Source organism: Marinicellulosiphila megalodicopiae, assembly GCF_045862395.1.
In the GTDB taxonomy this organism is placed as follows: Bacteria; Pseudomonadota; Gammaproteobacteria; order Pseudomonadales; family Natronospirillaceae; genus Marinicellulosiphila; species Marinicellulosiphila megalodicopiae.
Genome location: NZ_AP023087.1, coordinates 330,121 through 355,204 on the forward strand (window position 1 = coordinate 330,121; position 25,084 = coordinate 355,204).

Below are 25,084 nucleotides of genomic sequence, written 5' to 3' on the forward strand. Positions count from 1 at the left end.
TTGCCTTATTAAATTATGTTTAAAATGCCAGGTAATGCAATGGGAGTAGCACAATTTGGATTTTGAATTGTGACACCTTTTAATCCTTTAGTTGCATTAGAGGACACGCTGATATTTAAAATATAGTTATAAAGTGAGTCGCTTGAACTGCTCGAACCTGCAGGCACGCCCGAGGCTGTTGTAATGTCTGTCACCTTAATTGAAATATTATTATCAACAGTGCCATCCTCATTACAAAAACATATGATGGCATCTTTAAAATTATCATTATTATAATTAACTTGTAATGCCATATCTTGTAATTGAGTTCCCGCTTTTATAGGTGTTGGTAATTGTACAAAAGGTGGGTATGGATTGATGTCCAACATTGCTAACATCACTTCATTTGACATAAACATTATGCCCTGTCCGTTCATGTCTGAGGTTTTATCTGCAACAGGTGGTAACGGTGTTTGTTTGGTTGCATCAGCAGGGGCTTTTAATCCTGTACCAGCTAGACACACATGAAACGTTTCAGCAATTTGTCCTGCAAATAATATAGGCTCAGGTTTTTGTGAAGAACCAGCAACGGTATTGCCAATTAAAATATCACTGACTGTATAACCAAGATGTTCGGGTACTTCAAATCGTGCGTGTAAAATTTGATCGTACTTTGCACCATTTTCACCTGCGCGTGTTCCCCTTATTACGTTATAAAAAGTTGATGGATCAGTGCCATCGGGCGTTTTATAACTGCTAAAATCAGGGGCTTGAATATATAACCCAAGCGGGTTAGTTAATGTGATCATGACACCTAAATTTTTAACTAACTGATTGGCTTGTAAACCAATATGTGGATCACTATTTCGATAGGCTCGACCGTAAGCGCCTTTGCAAACCATCGTTTGCATATTGTAATCAACAGGGCTGATATCTCTTAAAATGGTGGCCTGGGCGGCAAGCATAATTTCAGCACCAATTGTATTGGGTGGGCTAGTTAAATGCACCGCACCACCTTGCAATGGAGTTGCAATGGTTCCGCAATTCCATTTATTTAATGGGTTGTACGCTTCTCTTCCTGTGACTTGATCAATAACAAATCCTGAGCCATCTTTTTTAGGTAAATATAAATCTTCAATTTTAATATTTGGACTGACTAATTGATGATAAAGCTCCAATACTTTTTCTGGACTGACGTTCCATAATGTGTACCAATATTCAGGATTTTCACAAGTAAAGTCAATGCGAGTAATTTGGCCTTTTTCATTTCGAGTGACTGCCCATTCGCAGTATTCATCAAGCCATCCTCTTGGTCCATTTGGGTCGTACGCTTTCCACTCATTAATGGGTTGAGTCCAATCTAAACTTGGGCAGCGTTGTGCTGGAATAATGTAAGGCAAGCCAGTTTCAAATTGTTGAGATTTTGGCAAATTACCATAATCGCCAATTGCAAAAACTTGCATATTATCTAATTTATATGGGCTTTTTTCGTCTGAAGATAAATATATTTTTAATCGGTTTGGAAATGCTGTCCAAAAAATAGGTTCAACCGCAACGGTTTCTAATTCTTGAACAGTAGGGTCAATATACCATGAACATGGTGCTTGATTGTCCACTGTCCATGGGTTGCTAACTACGGCAGCTTTTGTGTAACCAGTTAATGCGATATTCCAGTTTTGTTCCAGTAATGCTTGCTCTTGAGAGCCTGGTGCAAAATCCGAAATCATTGAAGGAGTGCTAAATTTAAATGTTGTCATTATGATCTCTGCTTTTATTGTTTATTATTTGCAATGATTACAACCATCACTTGGCTTTTCTTCTTTCTTTTTTTCAGGTCCTTTTGTCCAAACTGAAAATGCATTAAATCCAGGTAGTGTTTCATACTCAGATTTAGGCACAATATTGTGTTTACTGTCGCTCACTAATAAAGAGACACTGACAGAATTAGGTGCTGTTAATTTGCCATAAAAAGCGTTGTAACTTGCATCTAAAATTCGAGTCACACCATGTTTGATGCAGCGATTTTTATCATCTTCGATGCCCATGCCAATTCTGCTGAGCCTGCCAACATAATGAATGGCGTTTTCGTTATGTTTATCTTCTGGGGTGGGATTTTCCAAATTAATAAATGCGTCGATAAAATAAGTGTCGTGGGTGCATCGAATGCCATCAAAAATAATATATAAATAATCTTCCCAAGGTTCGTAATCTGTGCCTTTTGAATCTGGAAATTTAGGTGGCTCAAAATCATAACCTAAAGATCGGCTGTCTTTTGCCATGTCACCAATAGTTGTATAAACAAATAAACGATCATCATCAAAACGAACAGATTTTGCATCGCTTCCTATAAAAGGACGGATTGGAAACGTTGCGGTATATTGTGCTTGTGGATTTTGACGTAACCAAACTTCATATATTCGATCGATATTTGAATGTAATGACCAAAAAATTGGGTCATACGCAGTGTAAGTATTATCCGCCATATCAAATCCGATCCAGCCATGAAAGTTGTCATGAGGCTGTTCGTAACGACCATCAAAATCACATTTGTGTGGATAATCACTATCAGGTGGAGGTGGCTCGAACGAAGGGATATTTGCCCAAGGATAACCAGGAGATCCTTGAGGTGTACTGAACACATCCCACTGCAGTGCTTGGCTGACTTGCTGTTGGAATTTACCTAATAAGTTGAGTTTTGCCTGTCTTTCTTTTTGTGAATCTTTGCCTTTTGTATATAAGATAGGATCACGCTGAACATAACGGCATTGCCCATCAGGTAACGTCACATCATTTATACAGGCTTTGCTTTTGGCATTTCGAGCAATTGCATATCGCAGAGGATTAGGGCGAATTTCTTTAGTGATTGGGTGCTCATAAGTTTCATCAATAAACGCCTGTGGCAGTCCAGCTTCTGGATCGCCATCTTTAGTTGCATTTGGTGACATCCAATTCCAATAGGGAACAGCCATCCCAATTTTTTCTTCAAAATACATCATGTAAGCGCGATGCCACAGTAAAAATGCTTCTTGATAATGTAAGCACCAATTTGTATGGATGTCTGCCATTTTTTGCCAAAGAGAATTCTCAATATCTAGGCTGGTTGCATCATAATCCTCAATTGCAGCACGGTATTGGTTTAATTCTTCGCTGCTCATAAATGCAATATTTTTGCGAATTCTTAAATTAACTGAAGGGTTTTGAGGTGAATCAATGATGTGTAAGTTTAAAATCGGATCTTGATCTGTTTGTCTGCTGCCTTGATTGACCCAGGTTCTAAATAACTCTAATGCGTCATCTGGCCAATATTGGGATGGGTCGTCAGTTAAGGGCATACTTTTCGAGCGTAGATGATTGTAAATAGTGACCTGCCATTGTTTGACACTTTCATAATCTGTTAAATCAATGAAATAACCAGACATACAGCCCTGCCATTGCTGAGCAACTTCGGATGGGTCTTTAACCCAGTAGGGTTTGGTAAATAAAATCAGGATTGAATCGTTCCAAGTGGGGTTTAATGTGTCTGTCATAAAAATATCTTCCAATGATGACTGAAGTTAATATGTGAATTTTTTCTCGAACGCTGTTAGTTTATAGCATTTATTTCATTGAGAGTGAAATGGATTCTTAGCATAATTAATTGTTAAAAAATCTCTTGATATACGCATATAAAAATAAAAAATATTGGCGAAAATTCAAAATAGGGATCATGCTATAGGGGTCGCGTTGATTAGGTGTCATGCATGAAAATTGTTGTGTTAGGTGCAGGTGTTATTGGAGTCACAACCGCTTGGTATTTAGCAAAAAGTGGTCATGAGGTTACCGTTGTTGATCGAAGACCTGATGTGGCTATGGAAACCAGCTTTGCTAATGCTGGACAAATTTCACCAGGATATAGTGCGCCTTGGGCAGCTCCTGGCATTCCTTTAAAAGCAATGAAGTGGTTAACTCAAGATTTAGCGCCCTTTAAACTCAGTTATAAAGATCTAGATATGCATTCACTTATCTGGATGATGAAAATGCTAGCAAATTGTAATAAGCATGATTACTACATTAATAAATCCCGCATGATGCGTGTCGCTCAATATTCTTTACAGTGTTTTCAATCGATACGAAATGAATTGAATATTGAATATGACCAACGAATGCTTGGCACATTGCAGGTGTTTCGTACTCAAAAACAAATAGATGCATCTAAAAAAGATATTGCAGTCTTACAAGAAAGTCATGTTGAGCATCAAGTATTAAGTGCGCAAGAATGTTTGCAGTTTGAGCCAGCATTAAAAGAAAATATCCATAAAATTGTGGGAGGCTTAAGGTTACCTAATGACGAAATAGGTAATTGCCAAAAGTTTACAACCCAACTTGCTGAGCATTGCAAAAAATTGGGTGTCATATTTTTAATGGACACCAATATAATAAGTCTAAATAAAAATAGTAATGTAATTCAAAGTGTTATAACCGATAAGGGTGAGATATTAGCTGACAGTTTTGTATTGGCGCTTGGTAGTTATTCAACGCATTTATTGCGTGGTATTGATATTAAAATTCCGGTTTATCCTATAAAAGGCTATTCATTGAGTATGCCTATTTTAAATGAAAATTACGCGCCAATGTCCACGGTCATGGATGAAACCTATAAAGTGGCGATGACTCGCTTAGGCAATACTATTCGAGTAGGCGGCATGGCAGAGATTGCTTCTTATAATTTACAAATACCACCAGCGCGTAAAAAAAATATATCTCATTCGATTTTAGATTTATTTCCAAAAGCAGGGGATTATTCAAAAGCAGAATTTTGGACAGGCTTGCGTCCAATGACACCCGATGGCACTCCGATTTTGGGTAAAACTGAAATTGAAAATTTATATTTAAATACAGGGCATGGCACATTAGGTTGGACTATGTCATTAGGCTGTGCAAAATATGTGTCTGATATGATCAATAATCATCCACTGGAAATCGATGACGAAGGTTTGTCGATCAATCGCTATCAATAGCATTTTAAGTTTTTAATTGAATCCATTTGTTTTGTTCATTTATACTGAGCTTATATTTTGATTGTTACTCGTTAAGGTTTCCAATGATTTGCAAAGATAAAGATCCAATTGATGCTCAATCTGCCAGAATCAAAGCAGGCATTGCACATGAACAATCGGTTGCGTTTTATTTGCGCAGAGAGTTTAAAAATCAATCGGATATTTTAGTGTTTAATGATCTGACATTATCTTTTGATGATGAAAAATGTCAGATTGATCATTTAATTGTGTATCGATATGGGTTTATTTTAATTGAATCAAAAAGCATCACTGGAGATGTGCGTGTAAATGAATTAGGCGAATGGAGCAGAAGTTTTAATCGTCAATTTTCTGGAATGGCATCACCAATTAAACAAGTTGAATTACAACAGAAATTATTAAAAGAGTTATTGGCCGCTAATGCATCCAGTATTTTAGGGCGGCTCATTTTTAATAAATTTCAAATGGGATTTGGCGGGCGATGCTGGGACCAGCTTTGCGCAATCTCCTCTAATGCAATTATTAATAGAGATCAAGCAAGCGAATCAGTTAAGAATAAAATGGTGAAAGCCGAATTTATTGTTGATCGATGCAAAGAAATCATGAAATTACCCACAAGTATTTTGGATTCCGCGTCCAAATTTTTAGATTCGCGACCAGGGTTTAAAGCCGCTGAAATTGAAAATATTCGAAAGTTTTTATTAGAAGCTGATAAAAGCTGTCGCAGTAAAAATAAAAACCAGAAAAGTAAAAATAAAGGGAATAAAAAAGTTGAAATAAAAGAAGAACAGCCATTAATTGAGGTCGCTAAAGAAAAAATAAGCACACCTATAATAACTAAACCCAGAATAACTAAACCAAGAATAACCACACCAAGAATAACCACACCAAGTATAGACGATGTTGAAAAATCAGTGCATTTAATTCAGTGCAAAAAATGCAATGAAGCGCAATATTTAACAGGCAAGTGGGGTAAATACGGATATTATGTATTTTGCTCAAAATGCGAGTGTAATACCTCAATGAAAATTAACTGCCCACTTTGTGAATCCAAAAATGTAAAAAACCGCAAAGAAAAATCAAACTATTATGTAGTGTGTTTAGAGTGTGAAAAAGAAAATTTGGTTTTTGAAGAACAAATAAAAGCTTGAATCTAATCAATCTTAGTATTCAATCTCCAATTAAAAAAATTGTACAATTTATAATCTAAAGCTCTATTGAATCAACCTGTATTGTGGTTATCCTTAAGGAGAAAAGCACTACATTAGTGCGCTTAAGCCTAGTAATCACGGCTCATCTGGAAATAATCAGGCTTCACATTGAGTTTTAGAATAGATGTTGTAAACTGTCTCTTTTTTTCTAGAACCCAATAATATGAAAACATTACAATCTTTTAATTTTGCAGGTAAAAAAGCCATCGTACGTGTTGATTTTAACGTGCCATTGGATAAAGAATTCAACATTACTGACTTCACGCGTATTAATGCGGTTGTGCCAACTATTAAGAAAATCTTAGCTGATGGCGGATCTGTTGTATTAATGTCTCACTTAGGTCGTCCAGATGACGGACCTGAAGAGAAATCATCTTTAAAGCACATTGTTGCTGCTGTTTCTGAAAAGATTGGTACTGACGTTCAATTCGCTGATGATTGCATTGGCGCTCAAGCAAAAGAAAAAACAGCTGCATTACAAGCTGGACAGGTACTTTTACTTGAAAACCTACGTTTCTACAAAGAAGAGACTAAAGGCGATGTAGATTTTGCTAAAAAATTAGCTGACTTAGGCGCTGACGTTTATGTAAATGACGCATTTGGTACCGCTCACCGTGCACACGCTTCAACTTCAATCATTGCTCAGTTCTTCACTGATAAAGTATGTGGTTTAGTAATGGAAGCTGAATTAGTAAATGCTGATAAAGTATTAAAATCTGCTGACAAGCCGTTCACTTCAATTATGGGTGGCGCGAAAGTTTCTGATAAATTATTAATTATCGAAAAATTATTAGACGTTGCAGACAACATCATCATTGGTGGTGGTATGTCTTACACATTCGCAAAAGCAGCCGGCGGTAACATCGGTGATTCTTTATGTGAAAACGACAAATTAGAATACGTTTTAGAATTACAAGAAAAAGCAAAAGCAAAAGGCGTTAACTTAATTTTCCCAATTGATAACGTAGTAGCCGATGATTTCTCAAACGACGCAAACACTCAAGTGGTATTACGTGGTTGTATTCCAGATGGTTGGGAAGGTTTAGATATCGGTCCACAAACTCGTGAATTGTTCTCTAAAGTAATCAGCGAATCTAAAACAGTTTTATGGAACGGTCCAATGGGCGTTTCTGAAATTCCAGCATTTGCACACGGTACAGTAGCCGTAGCAACCGCAGTTAAAGACGCAACCGTAGCGGGTTCTTTCTCTTTAATTGGTGGTGGCGATTCTGCTGCAGCAATTAACAACCTAGGTTTTGGTGATGACGTTTCTTATGTTTCAACAGGCGGCGGCGCGTTGTTAGAATATATGGAAGGGAAGGTATTACCAGGCGTAGCAGCACTAGAAGACTAATCAGACCGATTTAAACCTGCACATTACGTCGTTAAAAAAATAGTCACTTATAAAACATAAGCTCCTATTTTTTTGCCTCGTACTGCACTGGTTTAAATCAATCCGAAGCTTGGTGTATTACTTCGTTAAAAAATAATCACATACTCCTGTATGCTCTTATTTTTTGCCTCGTACTACACAAGTTTTCCCGCGATTAATCAACCTGCACATTACGTCGTTAAAAAAATAGTCACTTATAAAACATAAGCTCCTATTTTTTTGCCTCGTACTGCACAGGTTTAAATCAATCTGAAGCTTGGTGTATTGCGTCGATAAAAATGACACCCTAAAGGGATGACCTATAGGTTTTTGTTTTTTGTTTCGTACTGCACAGGTTTAAATTAATCTGAAGCTTGTTGTTTATTGGTGGCAAGTAATTAGTGATATTAAATGGTCTAGTTTTTAAACTAGGCCATTTTTTTTGGTTAAAAAAATAATAGAAAGTAATGAATATGAAGGGATTTACAAAATTAATATCATTAGATTCAATATATTAACGATGAAAAAAATGATCAATTCATTATTAATGCGTTAAATTCTGTTTTTTTCATGGATGAAATTGAATTGTTAAACGACGATGTATTTACAAAACAGGTAAAACACTGGTTTAATTTTGCTGCTCAATAGAAACTCTGTAATAGAAGCTCTGCAATAGAGTTAAACATGGCTGATCAGTCCTTTTTATCAGATGTATACACTTAAAATCAGCCCGATAATTAATTAAAAATTCCCCGTTTAAGCCCAAAATTCTCTTCTATACTCAGTTAAGAATGTATCTTAAATTGAGGTTGTTATGTATTTGTCAGTTAGATCACGATTCAATATGGTTCTAATATATATTATTAGTATTGTTTCACCTTTAGCATTTAGTGATGCATTAATTATTGGTTTAGACGCCGATATGAGTGCGGTTGCAAAGCTTGGTGGTCAGGCAATTGAGCGTGGTGCTTTGTTAGCTATAGATGAAATTAATGCAAATGGAGGTGTATTAGGGAAACAGCTCAAACTGGTTGTAAAAGACCATAGAGGAAACCCTGCTCGTGGCGTTGATAATATTTTAGATTTTGCCAAAATTCCCAATTTGGTAGGTATATTAGGAGGTGTGCACACTCCGGTTGTATTAAGTGAGCTCAAAGCAATTCATGACAATAAAATAGTATTTATCAGTGCTTGGGCTGCAGGCACCTCAATTATTGATAATGGGTATGATCCTAATTTTGTATTTAGGGTGTCGGTGCGTGACGAGCATGCAGGATTAGTTTTAATACAGCACGCCCAAAAAAAAGGCGCTAATAAAATTGCTCTGCTTTTGGAGCGAACGGGTTGGGGGCGTTCAAATGAAGTATCAATAAAAAATGCAGCACAAAAGTTTGGCATTCAAATAAGTGATATCCAGTGGTTTAATTGGCAAGAAAACAGTATGCAAGATCAAATTTTACATATAAAAAACTCAGGTGCGCAGGCAATTATATTAGTAGCAAATGCACCTGAAGGCGCTGTAATAGTTAATGATTTAATTAAGTTAAATATGCAAGATACAACTCCCATTATTTCACATTGGGGATTAGCCAGTGGTAGCTTTGTAGATGCAGCTGGATTAGATGCAATTAATCAAATTGATTTAACTGTATTACAAACATTCTCTTTTTTAGAAAAAAATAACGAGCTGCTTCAGAGCGTATTTTTAGCCTATCAAAAAGCGTATGAACCTGATATTGCCAAAATAGATATTCCTGCACAGGTTGGGGTTGCGCAAGGATATGATGCCGTCCAGCTATTAGCACAAGCAATAAACCAAGCAGGCACGACCAATAGCATTGAAATAAAAAAAGCGCTGGAAAGTGGATTGCACTATTCAGGGCTAATCAAACAATATGCCCCAGCCTTTAGCGAATCAACACATGAAGCGCTTGAATTACCTGACTACTTACTGTCCCAGTTTAATCAAAATGGACGATTAGTCCCAATTGAAAATATACAATGAAATATCCAAGATTAAGTAAATTAATTTGGCTTAAAACTCTGCCCTGGCTTGTAATTGGGTTGGTGTTAATTATGGGAATACAATTATATTTAGCCAGTTTTGTTGTGAAACAACGCATGAATGAACAGCATCAAAATTATAGTGATTTGATCATCAACGATATTGAAAACTTCATTGAAAACGCGATTGAGCAAACCGAATCCCTTGCTAAAAATGCATTTATTGTTAATGGATTAATTGACGATAAAACTAAAAAAGATTATATCCCTATTTTTTTTGGTTCACTCAATTTTTCAGTTTATGGTAAAACCTATATTGGGTTGGCCGATTATAAAGGAAGAATCATTCATGCAAATAATAACGAAGAAATTTCAAAAACTATTAATAATTATATCTGGAAAGATGAAGTACTAAATAAGGGGAATAGTTTTGTTAAATTTGATACAAAAGGTGTATTTATAGCGACGCCTGTTGTTTACTTTGAAGCAACAGAAGGGGCTGTTATTAGTTTTTACCCAATAGAGATATTGGAAGCTTATGTTAATGCACATGAAAATAATATATGGGCAATTTATGATAAAAATAATATAGAAATTATCCATTCAGATAATCACATCGAAGGATCAATAAGTTATTATGAAAAGAATATAATATATGAAATGGTGTTTAGAAGTTATAATGAAGAATCTAGTTCGTTTAAACAATTAAAAATTGTTTGGATATTTGTTTTATTTACAATATTTTCAGTATTTTTTTTCACTTCTATTGTTTTATATTTCTCCACAAAAATGTCGTCTAAATTTTTTATAAATTTACTATCTAAATTAGAAGGGCCAAAAAATAGTGGAATGATTGGTGGAGAAGAGTCCTATGAATTTAATGAAATATCGAAAAAATTCAATCAATTGATGAGTGATCTTAATAAATCTTACATTTCAAATAATAAAATAATTTCAATTTTAAATTCAATGGAAGATGTGATATTTGTTATGGATTTTACATTTAATTTGCAAATGAATAATGAAATGTTTAACACATTTAAACAGAATTGCGGTATGCAAAATAATAAAGAATTATTAAATAGTTCTGAACTATTTTATGATAAAAAAACGAACTCAAAAGATATTTGTCATTATATTAATCGAGATTTTGAAGAGACCATCATGCGATGGTCAAAGCAGTATTTAATTGATGAAAATGAAAGGCAAGTTGGTTACGTATTTATTGGTACTGATATTACAAAAGAATTCTTAGATGAACAAAAAATTAGAGTGATTAATCAAGCAATCAGTGAATTACCTAATGGCTTGATCATGACAAATAACTTGGAAGATGGAAATCCAATCATTTATGCGAATCAATCATTTTACGATATAACGGGATACAGTGAGCATGAAGTAATAGGCAGTAGTTGTAATATACTACAAGGTGAAGATACAGATAAAAAGCAAATAAATAAGATAAGAGATTCAATAAAATTAGAAAAAAGTTATTCTGGAATAATAAAGAATTATAAAAAAAATGGTGATGAGTTTTGGAATGAGTTAAAGATATGTCCAGTAAAAAATGCTGATGACGATGTGACACATTTTGTAGGTATACAAGTTGATGCAACAGCTCGAATTAGGCAAGAAGAACAATTGGTTAATGCTAAAAAAAATGCCGAAGCATCAGCGCAATTGAAATCTGAATTTTTAGCCAATATGAGTCATGAAATTAGAACACCTATGAATGGGATAATTGGGACGCTAAATATACTTAAAAAACAAAAATTAAATGAAAATCAAAATAAATTCGCTAAAATGGCTCAGTCTTCAGCACTTTCATTATTAGGGATTATTAATGATATTTTAGATTTCTCAAAAATTGAGGCGGGTAAATTAGAAATTGAAAATATAGAAATATCCTTGTATCAGACAATCGTAGATAGTATGCAAACATTTATTTTAAAATCAGAAGAGGCGGGTATTAATTTAAGTTTAAATATTGATATGGCTGTATGTAACGTTATCATGTCAGATCCAACGAGAATACGTCAGATAATTACGAACTTACTATCGAATGCAATTAAATTTACAAATAATAATGGTTCCAATATTAAGAATGTTTCAGTAAATGTATCTGCTAAAAAATCTAAGAAAGGACAACTAATAAAAGTGGAAGTATGTGATACTGGTATTGGTATTCCTAAAAATAAAATCGATTCCTTATTTGATAAATTTACTCAAGTGGACGCATCTACAACAAGAAATTACGGTGGAACAGGATTGGGTTTATCAATAGTACATCAACTTTCAAATTTAATGGGTGGGGATATTGTTGTAGAAAGTGAAGTAGGAAAAGGAAGTAAATTTATTTTTTCATTGGATGCTAGAATAAAGTGTGAATCTGTTTCGTGGTTAAATAAGTGCGATAAACGATATACTGAAACTTGCCTAATCGCATTAGCGCTCACAGGTGATATTAAGCATACAGTTGTTGCATATTTAAATGCTCTAGGAATTATATTTAAAGATTATGTACCAAGTGAAGTTGCCCAGAATTTTGAATATATTATTACTGATACCATATTTGAAAATACAATTAGTAATGATGCACACCATATATTAAAAATTTGTAATAATGATGATTATATTTCTACCGTTCAAGAAATAAGTTTGGTTAAAATTCCGATTATATTTAGTATTTTAGATTTAATAAAATTGCTTAAGTTTGATGATGGAATCATTGAAATTAAAGATAATACAGAATTTAAAATCCCATTACTGGATAAGCGTATTTTATTAGTGGAGGATAATGGAGTAAATCAAATTGTCGCTCAAACAATATTAGAAGAATTTGGCTGTATTGTGACTATTCAATCAGATGGACAGCAAGCTGTAGATTTATTAAATAGCCATCAAACTATTGAATTCGATTTAATATTGATGGACTGCCAAATGCCTGTATTAGATGGTTATCAAGCTACGGAAAAAATTAGAAAAGAAAGTTTGCTAAGTGGATATCAAAAAATGATTATCGTTGCAATGACAGCAAATGTGATGAAAGGCGATAAAGAGAAATGTTTAAAGTCAGGCATGGATGATTATATTGCTAAGCCTATTGATGAAAATGAATTATTGTTAATTTTACAAAAATGGCTTGATAAATAAAAAACGACAAATGATTTTGTCGTTTTAAAAGTGCGTAAATATTAAAGTATTATTTAGCTTTAGAAATAGGTACTACTTTCTCATCAAGTTCTTCAAGTAGTGTTTCTGGTTTACCTTTACAAGCTTTTGCTAAATTTTCGCGATGTTTAGCTAATAAAATACCAATATCCTCACCCATTTGCTCGGTAATACCTTCGATATTTCGCTCTAATAAAATAGTAATATTGGCAGCAAGCTCCAACATTTTATCATGTTCTTCTGCTTCTTTTTTATCTGCAAACATACTACCATCCCGATCACATTTCCAAACTGCGATTACAGCCATTTCAATTCTCCACTTTATACTGGTTGAATGTACAGTATTTTAAAATTAGGAATCTGTCAATGGTTAATTCCAATATTGAAAGTGTTGAATGTCAATTATGTGGAGGGTTTCCGAATATTTGTATTGTGACTTTGTATTATGTATAAAATTGCAATGCATAGGTTTGTTGCCTATTTTTAATAGATTCTCGATTTTCTTTTAATTTTTTTGATGACTGGTCAATATTATGAATAATTCTTTTAGATTGTTAAGTGTAGCGTTTTTGTTTTTATCAAGTTGCCAGGTTACGGTAGGAGGCGATGATACCGATTCAATCACTGACACATCCACCGAGACAGCCATTAATAATGATGTGGAAGTGAACCCTGCAAATAGCACAATTTTGGCTAATCCAGTGACCAATGCAAGTTATTCATTAGAAATCACCGAGCAAAATTATCAATATTTGTATTCTGAATATGACATTATGTTTAGTGATAAATATGTAATTTACACTGACATTATTTCTGATGGTCCTGATTTTGAAACTACCGATGTTGTGAATGGAGTCGAAATTGTGACGCAGACTTATAACTGTTCAGCTTCAGGCAGTTTACATATCACAACTGAATATGATGATGTAAATGGATCAAATATTTCAATATCAGAACAAATCCATACAGATCAATGTGAATATTACGATGATAATATTGCTAGGAGTTTTGATTACGAATCCCAAAGTATTAATGGCATCATTTCTGAAAATTTTAACTATGAAAATAGCAATGATGAATTTGTGATAGTTGATTCAGCTTATTCAGCACAAGGCGAGCAATCGATTTTGGAAGTTTTTGTCAATCATGAATCCTATGGCCGATTTTTTATACGAGCAATCAATGAATTTAAAATTGATGAAACCATTAGTATTTATGGCGATGATTTTTCAAGTGTTGCATTATTAAATAAAACGATACAAAAAGATTCACTTGAGCCGTGCTATTATCGGAATATTGAACATTATTCGTTTGATGAAAATCCATCGATTGAAGTTCAGGCAGACTTAGTGGATTTATGTGTGTCTAATTTTGATAAGTCATTGGATTTTAATTATCAGCAAACTCAAGATTTTGATTATGATCTTTCTGTTATTTCTTATACGTTAACAATTGTATCTGATAATACGCCTGTTAGATCTGTATTTACTCTTGAAAATGATGAAGATTTACTTGAGCTTACTGTGGTACATAATGATGAAGTAATTTTTTATGATGTTGCAAATATAATTGAAAGCCCATTTAATGTGTTAGATAGCGGTAATTATCATTTTTATTTTAGAAATATAAACGTGACAGGACAGGCCAGTACATTATTTTATCAACTTAAAACTGAGCAAAGTTTCTTTGATTATTATGCACAAAACTCTAATGATGGGCCAAGTTTTGAATCAGAACATACCGCTGTTTGGCTTGATGATAGTGGTGAAGAAAAAGATGCGCCAGGGAATATTCGTAAACCAATTATAGTAAATACTTCTGCTACTTATTTTTTTAGAATGACAACAGAAAATGAAATATTTGTATATTTAAGTGATGCCGACGAACAAGTCATGATAGATAATTATGATGTATTTAGAGTTAACGATACTCAATATTATTTATCAATTGATTTAGAGCCTGGTACTTATTATTTGGATATAGGCGCAACTGATGCAACCAATGATAGTAGAATTATAATTGAGATCGATAAATATATTAATTAACATATTTATAAATTTTTAAAATTAAAAAACCGCATGGATGCGGTTTTTTGGTATAAGGTGAAATAAAAATATTGGTATTTTAATCTAAACGGAAACCTATAATATCAATTCAATTTTTAATGATCTTAAAACTCTGAATAACTAATATTTATCTTGGTTGTTCAGAGTGTCCTTAAATAGAGTGCGAATGAATAATATATAAAACAATGCGCAGGCTACGATTGCTCCTAATATCGACATGATGATATCAAACTTAAAATGAAGTGTAGAATTTAAGAACGCAAGTAATATTATAAAAACTGCTTGTATAATTAATAAAACAAATATTCGCTTAACAATAAAATCCACAGGGTGGTTTTGATAAGTCGTATTAAATTGTTGATTGAAATAATAAATAATATTTGAAACTGCAATTAATACCAGTGCCAATATTTCGGATTCAGGTAAAAGTATTAAGCATTGGATGCAACTTAATGCCCATAAACGGTTGTGGTTTTTCGAATAAGCTAAATTAAATAGAATCAGTACAAAAGATAAAATATACCCCAGTGTGTTATTTAGCGTCATGAAAATTAATACAGTAAGAAATACGTTAAAGGCTATATTTAGTTTCATTTATAAGTCTTCCAAATAAATTAATTTGATGTATGCAATGGCTAAAGGGTTGACTGATGTCCCAATTAATAACAATGATGCCTTTTTGTAATAGCCCGCTTGTTAATAAACTTTGTTTTAATTGTAAATGGTTCGAATTTAATTGACATATATCGTTATGGTTGTCTTTTAATGCACGACTATAATCCAATGATATACAAATTACATTAAATCCTCTGCGTCTTAAATTTAATAAGTATTTTGTATCATTGGTTTCTAAGGGGCTAATAATAATTAATGTTGAATAATTTTTTAAAAACATATTCGGCATATTTACCAGTGCTTTAGGGCCTATCCCTTGATGTTCACTTATATTGGATAATAGTTTATTAATTTTCAGTTTTTGTTGATTTGAACATTGAGCCGGCAGTATTATATTTTGAACTTTTTGTTCTGCGGTTATACCAACTTTGTGGCCGTCATTAATTAATACTTCACTTATAAGTCGAGCCGCTTTTAAACTGTATTCTAATAATCTAATAGAATCGTCTTTTGGTAACAATTTACTTCGTGTATCAATGTCTATCATGGCTGTAGAGTTTTTAGTAATTAAATTCTGTTTAACTAAAAAACCATCTTGTAATTTAGCGGATGCACGCCAATGAATGTGTTTTAAGCTGTCTTGATTGTTGTATTCGCGTAATCCAAAAAAATCAACGCCTACACCCGCGCGTTTGGAATTAATTAATCCTGAAAATCCGTGTAATAATTTTGATTTAATATTGATTCTGTCTTGAATATCTAAACGAGGATTTACCTGAATACTTGATGTTAAGTTAATGAATTTTTTGTGTTTATTAATACCTAGCCAATCGCAAGTGGTGATATTCACACCTTTAAATTCATGAATACCTCTTGATACTTTAATTTCGTAATTCAGTGTCTTTTTTTCGTTTTCTTCAAATGAATACAGCCATTTGTTAGATGAATTATTTCCATCCAAATTTTTATACAACAATGATTCATCCATTAAATCTTCTATTTCTACCCAAGCTAATTTTGATCCGTTATTGGTTATGTTCAATGTGACAGTTACGATACTGTCTACATCGGTCACGTTAATTATGTCTCTGCTTACTTTAAAGTTTGATTCTTTTAATGTGAAAAATTTAAATACATTTACAATAAATGGAATGCACAAAAATAAAATCGCACAAGCAAGAAACCATTTATTAAGTGTGATCAGGAATAATAAAAAACTAATGACAGCAAAATACTGCAATTTAGGCTGCATCGATTGCATTTTAAATACCTTCCAAAACAGGAAGGTTGATGCTCTCTATTACATGGGTGATTTGTTTTATGTCTTCATCTTTTGATAAATACAGTTCTGGTTTTAATACAATTCTGTGTAATAACACTTTATAAATAAAATGTTTGATGTCATCAGGTTTAACAAATGACCGACCTTGAATAGCAGCACGAGCTCTTGCAAGTGCTAATAATGCTAACCCTGCTCTTGGGCTGGCACCTAATGCAATTTCACTTGAATTTCTTGTTTTTTGAATAAGTTGAATAATATAAGTCACTAAAGATTCATTAACCTCAACATGTTCAATTTGTTGTTTAATTTGTTGAACGGTTTGTGTATTTAAAATTTGAGTTAGCGATACTTCATCTTGCTTGCGTTGAAGTCGATTCATTAATAATTGAATTTCTAACGCTTCAGTAGGATAACCAATTGAGAGTTTTAACGCGAAGCGATCAAGTTGAGCCTCAGGTAAATTAAATGTGGATTCATGTTCTAATGGATTTTGTGTGGCAATTACCCAAAATGGATCGGGTAGTTTTTGACAAACACCTTCTAATGTTACTTGTTTTTCTGCCATGGCTTCGAGTAAGGCTGATTGTGTTTTTGGGGACGCACGATTAATTTCGTCAGCTAGTAAAATATTTGAAAACACAGGGCCTTTATTTAATTCAAATTCATTGGTTTTACGATTATATATGTGTCCACCTGTAATATCATTTGGCAGCAAATCAGGTGTAAATTGAACGCGTGAAAATTCTAACCCTAATACAGTCGATAAACTTTTAGCTAATAAGGTTTTCGCCACACCAGGATTGTCTTCTAATAAAACGTGGCCACTTGCATAAAATGAAGCTAAGACATCTTCTATAACTTCATTTTTACCAATTACAGCTTTCGAAACTTCATTGATGATCTCGTTGCTTATTTTTTGAATGTTAATTTCAGTCATGATTTACGCCCTGTTTTATGTCTTGTTTAATAGCCGATTGTAAACTGGAGTATTGTTGAAGGGTGATATTTTTTTCAAGTTCGTTTTTTTCTTCAAATGTTAAATTATCATCAAGTAGTTGCGTTACCCAATGACTATCGACAGGATTAATTTGATTAAGAATATATTGATTGATTTGTGCGTAACCAAAGGATTGAAATGAAATGTTTAACTTCATTTTAATTTGCCATTGCCAAGATTGAACGAGTTCTAAACAAAGTGAATAGTAATCATTGTTCGTGAACTTATTTAAAGAATCGCTGCCAAGTTGTTTATCACTTTTTAAAATTGTGATTGATGAGCTATTAAATTCAAGATGCTTAAAAAAAGGCAATAAATAATACAATACTAAAAAGATGATAATTATCCACCAACTAAGTGGGGTCATTGATGCTAAAAATTCAATCATGTTGTTTAATCGCTTGATTAATGTTTTTTAATGCACAATTAAGTGTATGAATATGATCATCGGATATTTGAATATCGCCATAACGTAACGCTTCAAAAGCTTCGATAATATTGAGTATGTCAATTTTTGGAAAGTCTAGTTTAATCAATAGTTCACCATACTCAGTGGGCGTCATTGATTTTTTACGTGTGATACCATTTCTATTTTTTGCAATTTCACATAATTGACGATAAATATGATATACACCCTGTTCATATGTTTTTGCAGTGATTTCTTCTATTTTAATTTCTTGAATGTCGCTTGGCTCTTCAGTGGCTGTTTCAATTATGATGAACGATTTATTTTTTGATCTGGCATAATAAAATAATCCATAACTTATTATTGCTAATACAATAAAATTTAAAATCCAGCTGTATTTTAATATGATGCTAATAGAATTGTTGGTAGGGCCATCATTGGGTTGTTCCTTTATTTTCTTCTTAACATTTTGTTCTTGTACAATTTCTTCAACTGTTATTTCAGTTTGGGTTTCTGTGAATGTTAATGTCTCGTTTTCTTTGCGTTCACGGAGTTCTTTTTTTGGAATAAAATTAATTGCTGCTACGAAAATATTGATTGCAAGTATTGTGCTTATAATGATAATTATTGTGGATTTTAAGCCCTTAATTGCAATCATTTTTTTAATTACTAAAAATGCAACAATGACAATAACAGCTTGAATTGCGCCGCTATCAAATGAAATAATTGAATTGAATTTAATATGTCGTACAGAGGTGTCTAAAAATAGAATGATTAATATAATAAATAGGCTGACATGAACTGCCTTAATGAAACTATTGCTAGTAAAATCCTTACTTTTTAACATTTCATATCTCATTATTATTTTAATGACCAAAGAAAATAACTTAAAAAATAATGAAATGCAAAAAAAGTAAGGAAATTAAAATTGTTGACAAATAGAAAATGAATACAAAACTATTATCTCATTCCAAATCAGTCCATTCCAAATCAGTCCATTCCAAATTAGCCCATTCCAAATTGAGTTAATAGAGGTAAATGTTATCCGCTTTTATGGAATACCCAGAAGTGCCCATTGAGTTTGAATGTGTTTCTTCCACGTTAATTTTTCCTTCTACCCAGACAGGTGCGTCCATATCCTCTAAAACAAATGGCTGAGTGGTTATATATAACATTTGATTTTTAGGCGGTGGAGGTGTGTGTATACATGCGCCATAATAAGGCACTAAAAAAAATTGAGTGACCGCATCATCTTTCATCTCTAATGGAACAATAAAACCAGGAATTTTTATATACTGATTATTTAACTCATCAACCATTTTTGCTTCAATGATATCAAATCCAAAGCTTTGCATAATGGATGCTTCAATAGCTGATTCAGTATTTTCTTGAATTTGTTTTTCTTCTTCTGGCAATAAGTCGTCCCAACTTATTTCTTTGTAGGTAAGCTCTATTTGTTCGACATTATTTATGTTTGCTTTTTGACAGGCTGATAAGGCAAGAATACCTGCAAAAAATAAAATAAAAATTGATAAAGAATACTTGTTTGAGTTCATGCTGTTGACCTTATGTCGTTGATCTTATATTTTTGGATTTAAACCATCAGATAATGTATTAAAGTATGCTTTTAAACCTGGTATAAAACCAAGTAAGACACTCATCAACAAAAATCCAGTTAAGGTAATTAACATAAAATTGGACGGCATCATCCAATGTAATTGAATGCCGTAATGGGTTTGTAACCAGTTTTGAGTTAATAAAATACTGAAAACGTGAATCACGTATCCAATGCCAATACTTATTACGCCATAAAAAGTTGACTCGCATATCAATAGAGTCAGTATTTTTTTTGCAGGCAGACCAATGGCTCTTAGTACGGCAATCTCGCGTTTTCTTTCGTTAAGGCCTGATAGAATGACAGTGGTCATTGCTATTAAGCTTGTAATTAAAACCATAATAGAAACGGCAAATAATGCAGATTCGCCTGCTTTAATCAGTTGCCATAATTTAGCCAAAGCGGTGGCTGGAATAATTGCGGATAATGGCTCTTTTGGATATTCGTTAATGTCACGTTGAAACGAAAAAATCGCCATTTTTGAATTTAAGCCAATTAATGCAGAGGTAATGCTGTTGGGGGTTAAATCCATTTCTAATGCTTGTTGTGCTGAAATTGAGAGTCCTGATTTTTTTGAACCATTTGACCAGTCAATATGAATTGCACTAATGCCTTCAAGTGGTACGTGTAATGATTGATCTACCGGTGTGCCAGTGGGTTTCAAAATGCCTGTGACAGTAAACGGTTTATCATCATGATTTGTAAAAGAAGTGGTGCCTGCGCCATGTGCGATAGAGATTAAATCGCCCAATTGGTAGCCTAGTTTTTGTGCGACTTCGCTACCTAGTACCACTGAAAAAACATGTTTAAATTGCTCGCCTTCTAAAAATTCAAGATTGTTTTTTTGAGCGTATTGAAAATGTTTAAAATAATTATTATCCGTTCCAATTACTTTATATCCTTGATGGGAATCACCTAATGAAATAGGAATGCTCCATTTTATTTGGGGCTGTTTGATGATTTCTTGATAACTGTCCCAGCCAATATTATTTGTGGCATTGCCCATTCTAAATACAGAATACAGCAGTAAATTAATATCACTTGTGCGGGCGCCAATAATTAAATCGGTTCCAGATATGGTATTTGCAAAACTGTTGCGTGTGTCGATTCGAATTCGGTCCACACTTAATAAAAGTACTACGCTGCTGATTAACATAAAAAGGGTTAAGCAAACGGTGAGTTTACGATTTTTTAAACTTTTAATCGTTAGCATGAACAGCATGGTCTTGCTCCTTTAGATTATTCGCATTCAGGATGTAATGGGAATTAAAATGTGGTTTAAGCGTTAAGTCATGGCTGACAAAAATCAACGTGGCCTGAATTTTTTTACATTGACTGATTAATACTTCAATAAAAGTTGAGACGTTTTGTTGATCTAATGAAGAGGTGGGCTCATCTGCAATTATAATTTCTGGTTGGCCAATTAACGCACGAGCGGCTGCGACTCGTTGTTGTTGGCCCACACTTAATCGCATCGCTTGTTTGTGCAAAAGTGATTCATCAATATTTAATTGAGATAAATAAAAATGAGCGGCAGATTGTATTGATCCATGCTTTTTAATGGCGCGTGCTGCGCGAATGTTAGATGCTTGGCATGCAAGCATCACATTTTCTAAAACAGTTAAGTAATTGATTAAGTTAAACTGCTGAAAAATATAACCAATGTGATTGGCTCTAAACTGATCGCGTTGTTTATTGCTTAATTGACTGATGTTGCTATTTAATAATTGCACTTCACTTGTTTGGTTAGAAATAATGCCCGCCAAAATATTGAGAAATGTACTTTTGCCGCTGCCACTTGCACCTTGAATAAAAAACGTATCGCCTTTTTGTATTTCAAGTTGATTGATATTAATAACTGGTTGAGTTTGATTTGGCCAGATATGACACAAATTTTTGATTTTAATAACCGGTTGCATTTAAGTCTCCTAAAAGATCACCTAGTCAGTTAATATCGATTTTTGAGTTAATGTCGATATTTTAAGTGGCTAGGTGATCTTTTTAGTTGTTATGAACGTTTAAAATTTAAAATTTAATGACGTTGTCTTTTGCAGAAAGCTCAATCACACCTTGTGATTGTTGCAAAATATATTGAGCATCAATATCAATAAACGAAGGGAAGAATTGAGCAAGATTAACTGTCAACTCAGTCAGTTTTTTGGGCTTTTTACACTGAAAAGACCATATGACGTCGATATCATTATGAGACTCGTGTTCATCTTCGTGTTCATCTTCGTGTTCATCTTCGTGTTCATCTTCGTGTTGATCTTCGTGTTCATCTTCATGATGCGCTTCGTTGTCAAATAACTCAGACTCAATGTTTGCTTCGACAAATTGACAGTTTGCTTTTTTATTAAATTCAAATAGTGCGTTTGCATTAAGTAACTGAGTTTTAGCATTGTGTATCGTTGTAACATGTTCTTCGGTTGAAGGTGCGTGTTCAAAACCAAGAATATTCATAGCCGGAGTTTCAAGTGAAATCATGATCTGATCATTCTCTTGTACAATATTCAAATTAGCCGCACCGTGTTCGTGAGCGCCATGTTGGGTGTGCATATCCTGTGAAAATCCATTTGAAGAAAATGCGGCTGTTAATATTGAGGTTGCTAGTAATTTTTTCATATTTTTAATCTGCTTTTTAATTAATAATTTTCTGATAAAAAGGCGTAGAAAATCCCGCGAATGCTCGCATCAAATTTTTATCAAAATTAAGGTTTAAATTTTAAAGTGTTAAGAGATTAAAAAAGCAGGAGGGGCTCTAGGTTGTAATGCAGACCAGTTTTTACTGTGAGTTAAAACGCAATGGTTTAAGAAATTATTTACGCTAAAATGTGAGTGATTAGATAAATCAAAAGATTGTGTGAGCGCAATAAAAAGCGAGATGTGTGCGCATTGATGACAGGTGTTACATTGATCAATGGCAGCATCGAGGGGGATTTTTTCTTGAGCGATCTGTGATGAAATTGATCCATTATTCACATTGTCAACAATATGTTCAATATGATGCAGTTGCACAAACGTCGCGCTAAACAATACGCTAAAGGCTAACCAGCATAATAAAATATTATTAGACTTCACAGATGAAAACTCGAAAAAAAACCGATGATACACTGCCAATATGAACAGTCAAGGTAAGGATATTTATAATTGATTTAATTCGATCTTATTTCATTTTTTATATTAGAAAATAGACAGAAAACATTAATTTTGGAGATGTCTCTATTTTGGGTCGGATCCATTTTTAATTGACTCATATATTATCTGCTTCGCAAAAAACGGATCTGATCCCGGGTTTTTTATTAATGACAAAAAATGAGTCAATCGATCTTGGGAATGATTATAGGTTTTAAATACAAAATGAAAGCAGTGATTGTAATTAAAAAAAGATGGATGCAAAAACTATACATAGTGTTAGAAAAGCTATGTAAAAAGATGCTGAGCTGCAAGTAGTGTTACATAAAAAACTGGGTGCAAAACATATACTGAGTAACCCGTAAACAGCGCTTAGACCGATAAACAGCTTTTTGTTGAACCACGGGGTTTTCATCAACATAGCGCTTAAAATTAGCGCTAATACAATGGGTGTAAACAACCAAATTAAAAGTTCATATATTGTCATGGGTTATGCCTGTTGAGATTTGATCACTGTGCATATAAGTTTGAATTAAAAGGTGGTGAAGTGTGGTTAAAGACTTTGCTGTTGTAAGTTGGTTCGGTTGGTTTTTAAATCTTGTTCGAGGTTAGTTTTAGAGGTTTATTTTTACTACAACAAGAAAGGTGAGCTCGAAATTTGAATCAGTATAAGCGTCAAGCAGCGGCGACGAATTTGAACTACTAGGGAGTTGAATCCATGGGGTGGAATCCAAGGGTCGGATCCATTTTTTCTTAGAGGCGAAATAGTTTGCTTTTTAAAAAGTGGATCTGACCCCAGGCTTGATCTTTCAACTTTAAAACAACAAGAGCAATCCTTCGTCATCCATTAAAATTACACTCATCCCAACGCGCAATAAAGCTTTCTAAGCTTGGCTGCCTTAAACTTCACACATTTTATTAACGTTTTTTAACTGATATTAAATAAGAGAATCCCAAATCATACTATCTATATAGATAATTAGACTTAAAGAGCGAACCAATTCTTGCTATCATTTGTCTTCTTTTTTCATTCAATCAACTTTGGGTAGGATTATGTCCTTTTTATTGTCTCGTTTTGCAGTTTTGTGTTTGGTGGTTTTCTCTGGTTTTGTGTCGGCTCAAGTGCCTCTATTGCCCGCTCCACCTCAGTTGGCTGCAAGTTCGTATGTGTTAATGGATGCTAATACGGGTGAGATTCTAGTTCAAAACAATCCAGACGAACGTTTGCCTCCTGCATCATTAACTAAAATGATGACCGCTTATATTGCAGAAGTGCAGTTAAAGTCGGGTAATCTATCCATGAGCGATGAAGTTTTAATCAGCGAAAAGGCGTGGCGCAAACAAGGCTCTAAAATGTGGGTCGAAGTTGGTACCAATGTTTTAGTTGAAGACTTAATGCGAGGCATAATTATCCAATCAGGTAACGACGCCTCTATTGCTATGGCAGAACATATCGCTGGTGACGAAGATGTGTTTGCTCAGTTAATGAATCAATACGCATCAAAATTAGGTATGAATAACACGCAATTTAAAAACTCAACAGGCTGGCCGGCAGAAGGTCATTACTCAACCGCAATGGATTTAGCGTTGTTAGCGCGAGCGATTATTTATCATGACCCTGCACTTTATAAAATTTACTCAGAAGAGTCGTTTGAATACGGAGGCATTAAGCAGCCGAACCGTAATTCGTTATTACGAGACGATCCATCAGTGGACGGTTTAAAAACAGGTCATACCGAAGAAGCTGGTTACTGCTTAGTGTCTTCAGCTATTAAAGAAGACACACGTTTTATTGCGGTTGTGATGGGCACTAAAAGTACTGCCGCTCGTGCAAGCGAATCTAAAAAATTATTAAATTACGGATTCAGCTTTTTTGAAAGCGCCACCTTGGTTTCTGCCAATGAGTCCTTACATACTGCCCGTGTTTGGAAAGGGTTGGCTTCAAGCATCGATATTGGTTTGTTAGAGCCAATTAATAAAACCATCCAAAAAAATACCCGAGATTTACACGATATTCAAATTGAAATTGATCCAACGTTGGAAGCGCCGATCGCTAAAGGTGATGTTCTAGGTAAGTTAGTGATTACTTTAGAAGGCGAAATTGTTCATGAACAAGTGGTCGTGGCGTTAAATGACGTTGAGCAAGCAGGCTTTTTTGCCCGTTTGTGGGATGCGATCAGTTTGTTCTTTTTTAACTTATTTAATTGATTTGAGACCCT

The 25,084-nt window shown here is 33.8% G+C and carries 20 protein-coding genes; 7 read left to right on the forward strand and 13 right to left on the reverse strand.

Annotation, left to right across the window (positions count from 1 at the left end; all coding sequences use genetic code 11):
* Nucleotides 1–8: 8 nt before the first annotated feature.
* Together TYM08_RS01380 and TYM08_RS01385 are read right to left on the reverse strand one after the other, a co-directional pair.
* Nucleotides 9–1,736: a hypothetical protein gene (locus TYM08_RS01380; RefSeq protein WP_422381188.1), complete on the reverse strand. Its 1,728-nt coding sequence runs from the start codon at nt 1,734–1,736 to the stop codon at nt 9–11.
* Between the two features lie 24 nt (nt 1,737–1,760).
* A complete protein-coding gene (locus tag TYM08_RS01385; protein ID WP_422381189.1) occupies nt 1,761–3,506 on the reverse strand; it encodes a tyrosinase family protein in 1,746 nt (581 codons plus the stop codon).
* A 213-nt stretch (nt 3,507–3,719) separates the two neighbouring features.
* Here TYM08_RS01385 and TYM08_RS01390 point away from each other — a divergent pair, with 213 nt between their 5' ends.
* The 5 genes from TYM08_RS01390 (at nt 3,720) to TYM08_RS01410 (ending at nt 12,734) form a co-directional block, all read left to right on the forward strand.
* The gene (locus tag TYM08_RS01390) at nt 3,720–4,976 is read left to right on the forward strand and encodes a D-amino acid dehydrogenase (RefSeq protein WP_422381190.1); all 1,257 of its coding nucleotides are present in this window, start codon (nt 3,720–3,722) and stop codon (nt 4,974–4,976) included.
* Between the two features lie 83 nt (nt 4,977–5,059).
* The gene (locus tag TYM08_RS01395) at nt 5,060–6,145 is read left to right on the forward strand and encodes a nuclease-related domain-containing protein (protein ID WP_422381191.1); all 1,086 of its coding nucleotides are present in this window, start codon (nt 5,060–5,062) and stop codon (nt 6,143–6,145) included.
* A gap of 223 nt (nt 6,146–6,368) precedes the next feature.
* Nucleotides 6,369–7,559, forward strand: coding sequence for a phosphoglycerate kinase (locus TYM08_RS01400; protein WP_422381192.1), 1,191 nt, complete (start codon nt 6,369–6,371; stop codon nt 7,557–7,559).
* Nucleotides 7,560–8,421: 862 nt separating this feature from the next.
* Nucleotides 8,422–9,582, forward strand: a complete 1,161-nt coding sequence (locus TYM08_RS01405; RefSeq protein ID WP_422381193.1) for an ABC transporter substrate-binding protein — start codon at nt 8,422–8,424, stop codon at nt 9,580–9,582.
* The gene (locus TYM08_RS01410) at nt 9,579–12,734 is read left to right on the forward strand and encodes an ATP-binding protein (protein ID WP_422381194.1); all 3,156 of its coding nucleotides are present in this window, start codon (nt 9,579–9,581) and stop codon (nt 12,732–12,734) included. The genes TYM08_RS01405 and TYM08_RS01410 overlap by 4 nt, the downstream gene beginning before the upstream one ends.
* 49 nt (nt 12,735–12,783) lie before the next feature.
* Here the strand turns inward: TYM08_RS01410 and TYM08_RS01415 are convergent, their stop codons facing one another.
* On the reverse strand, nt 12,784–13,059 hold the full coding sequence (locus TYM08_RS01415; protein ID WP_422381195.1) for a YebG family protein: 276 nt from the start codon (nt 13,057–13,059) through the stop codon (nt 12,784–12,786).
* Between the two features lie 226 nt (nt 13,060–13,285).
* Between TYM08_RS01415 and TYM08_RS01420 the strand changes: the two genes are divergently transcribed.
* Nucleotides 13,286–14,797: a hypothetical protein gene (locus TYM08_RS01420; protein WP_422381196.1), complete on the forward strand. Its 1,512-nt coding sequence runs from the start codon at nt 13,286–13,288 to the stop codon at nt 14,795–14,797.
* Nucleotides 14,798–14,938: 141 nt separating this feature from the next.
* On the opposite strand, the gene TYM08_RS01425 is transcribed toward TYM08_RS01420, so the two are convergent.
* The 10 genes from TYM08_RS01425 to TYM08_RS01470 form a co-directional block, all read right to left on the reverse strand.
* On the reverse strand, nt 14,939–15,412 hold the full coding sequence (locus TYM08_RS01425) for a hypothetical protein (protein WP_422381197.1): 474 nt from the start codon (nt 15,410–15,412) through the stop codon (nt 14,939–14,941).
* The gene (locus tag TYM08_RS01430; protein WP_422381198.1) at nt 15,390–16,694 is read right to left on the reverse strand and encodes a DUF58 domain-containing protein; all 1,305 of its coding nucleotides are present in this window, start codon (nt 16,692–16,694) and stop codon (nt 15,390–15,392) included. Before TYM08_RS01430 ends, TYM08_RS01425 begins: the two co-directional genes overlap by 23 nt.
* Nucleotide 16,695: 1 nt before the next feature.
* On the reverse strand, nt 16,696–17,652 hold the full coding sequence (locus TYM08_RS01435) for an AAA family ATPase (protein WP_422381199.1): 957 nt from the start codon (nt 17,650–17,652) through the stop codon (nt 16,696–16,698).
* On the reverse strand, nt 17,645–18,100 hold the full coding sequence (locus TYM08_RS01440; protein WP_422381200.1) for a hypothetical protein: 456 nt from the start codon (nt 18,098–18,100) through the stop codon (nt 17,645–17,647). The genes TYM08_RS01435 and TYM08_RS01440 overlap by 8 nt, the downstream gene beginning before the upstream one ends.
* Nucleotides 18,093–18,965: a DUF4129 domain-containing protein gene (locus tag TYM08_RS01445; protein ID WP_422381201.1), complete on the reverse strand. Its 873-nt coding sequence runs from the start codon at nt 18,963–18,965 to the stop codon at nt 18,093–18,095. The genes TYM08_RS01440 and TYM08_RS01445 overlap by 8 nt, the downstream gene beginning before the upstream one ends.
* A 178-nt stretch (nt 18,966–19,143) precedes the next feature.
* Nucleotides 19,144–19,674: a DUF3299 domain-containing protein gene (locus tag TYM08_RS01450; RefSeq protein ID WP_422381202.1), complete on the reverse strand. Its 531-nt coding sequence runs from the start codon at nt 19,672–19,674 to the stop codon at nt 19,144–19,146.
* 24 nt (nt 19,675–19,698) lie between these two features.
* Nucleotides 19,699–20,955: an ABC transporter permease gene (locus tag TYM08_RS01455; RefSeq protein WP_422381203.1), complete on the reverse strand. Its 1,257-nt coding sequence runs from the start codon at nt 20,953–20,955 to the stop codon at nt 19,699–19,701.
* Entirely contained in the window at nt 20,933–21,652 is a 720-nt protein-coding gene (locus TYM08_RS01460; protein ID WP_422381204.1) for an ABC transporter ATP-binding protein, read from the reverse strand. The genes TYM08_RS01455 and TYM08_RS01460 overlap by 23 nt, the downstream gene beginning before the upstream one ends.
* Before the next feature lie 106 nt (nt 21,653–21,758).
* Nucleotides 21,759–22,355, reverse strand: a complete 597-nt coding sequence (locus TYM08_RS01465) for a DUF2796 domain-containing protein (RefSeq protein ID WP_422381205.1) — start codon at nt 22,353–22,355, stop codon at nt 21,759–21,761.
* 108 nt (nt 22,356–22,463) lie between these two features.
* On the reverse strand, nt 22,464–22,811 hold the full coding sequence (locus tag TYM08_RS01470; RefSeq protein WP_422381206.1) for a hypothetical protein: 348 nt from the start codon (nt 22,809–22,811) through the stop codon (nt 22,464–22,466).
* 1,107 nt (nt 22,812–23,918) lie between these two features.
* On the opposite strand from TYM08_RS01470, the gene TYM08_RS01475 reads away from it, so the two are divergent.
* Nucleotides 23,919–25,073, forward strand: coding sequence for a D-alanyl-D-alanine carboxypeptidase family protein (locus tag TYM08_RS01475; RefSeq protein ID WP_422381207.1), 1,155 nt, complete (start codon nt 23,919–23,921; stop codon nt 25,071–25,073).
* The last annotated feature ends 11 nt before the right edge of the window (nt 25,074–25,084 follow it).

What these genes read in the sequence shown, in the direction of transcription:
- TYM08_RS01380 (WP_422381188.1), bottom strand. Translation starts at nt 1,736, where the DNA reads ATGACAACATTTAAATTTAGCACTCCTTCAATGATTTCGGATTTTGCA.
- TYM08_RS01385 (WP_422381189.1), bottom strand. Translation starts at nt 3,506, where the DNA reads ATGACAGACACATTAAACCCCACTTGGAACGATTCAATCCTGATTTTA.
- TYM08_RS01390 (WP_422381190.1), top strand. Translation starts at nt 3,720, where the DNA reads ATGAAAATTGTTGTGTTAGGTGCAGGTGTTATTGGAGTCACAACCGCT.
- TYM08_RS01395 (WP_422381191.1), top strand. Translation starts at nt 5,060, where the DNA reads ATGATTTGCAAAGATAAAGATCCAATTGATGCTCAATCTGCCAGAATC.
- TYM08_RS01400 (WP_422381192.1), top strand. Translation starts at nt 6,369, where the DNA reads ATGAAAACATTACAATCTTTTAATTTTGCAGGTAAAAAAGCCATCGTA.
- TYM08_RS01405 (WP_422381193.1), top strand. Translation starts at nt 8,422, where the DNA reads ATGGTTCTAATATATATTATTAGTATTGTTTCACCTTTAGCATTTAGT.
- TYM08_RS01410 (WP_422381194.1), top strand. Translation starts at nt 9,579, where the DNA reads ATGAAATATCCAAGATTAAGTAAATTAATTTGGCTTAAAACTCTGCCC.
- TYM08_RS01415 (WP_422381195.1), bottom strand. Translation starts at nt 13,059, where the DNA reads ATGGCTGTAATCGCAGTTTGGAAATGTGATCGGGATGGTAGTATGTTT.
- TYM08_RS01420 (WP_422381196.1), top strand. Translation starts at nt 13,286, where the DNA reads ATGAATAATTCTTTTAGATTGTTAAGTGTAGCGTTTTTGTTTTTATCA.
- TYM08_RS01425 (WP_422381197.1), bottom strand. Translation starts at nt 15,412, where the DNA reads ATGAAACTAAATATAGCCTTTAACGTATTTCTTACTGTATTAATTTTC.
- TYM08_RS01430 (WP_422381198.1), bottom strand. Translation starts at nt 16,694, where the DNA reads ATGCAATCGATGCAGCCTAAATTGCAGTATTTTGCTGTCATTAGTTTT.
- TYM08_RS01435 (WP_422381199.1), bottom strand. Translation starts at nt 17,652, where the DNA reads ATGACTGAAATTAACATTCAAAAAATAAGCAACGAGATCATCAATGAA.
- TYM08_RS01440 (WP_422381200.1), bottom strand. Translation starts at nt 18,100, where the DNA reads ATGATTGAATTTTTAGCATCAATGACCCCACTTAGTTGGTGGATAATT.
- TYM08_RS01445 (WP_422381201.1), bottom strand. Translation starts at nt 18,965, where the DNA reads ATGTTAAAAAGTAAGGATTTTACTAGCAATAGTTTCATTAAGGCAGTT.
- TYM08_RS01450 (WP_422381202.1), bottom strand. Translation starts at nt 19,674, where the DNA reads ATGAACTCAAACAAGTATTCTTTATCAATTTTTATTTTATTTTTTGCA.
- TYM08_RS01455 (WP_422381203.1), bottom strand. Translation starts at nt 20,955, where the DNA reads ATGCTGTTCATGCTAACGATTAAAAGTTTAAAAAATCGTAAACTCACC.
- TYM08_RS01460 (WP_422381204.1), bottom strand. Translation starts at nt 21,652, where the DNA reads ATGCAACCGGTTATTAAAATCAAAAATTTGTGTCATATCTGGCCAAAT.
- TYM08_RS01465 (WP_422381205.1), bottom strand. Translation starts at nt 22,355, where the DNA reads ATGAAAAAATTACTAGCAACCTCAATATTAACAGCCGCATTTTCTTCA.
- TYM08_RS01475 (WP_422381207.1), top strand. Translation starts at nt 23,919, where the DNA reads ATGTCCTTTTTATTGTCTCGTTTTGCAGTTTTGTGTTTGGTGGTTTTC.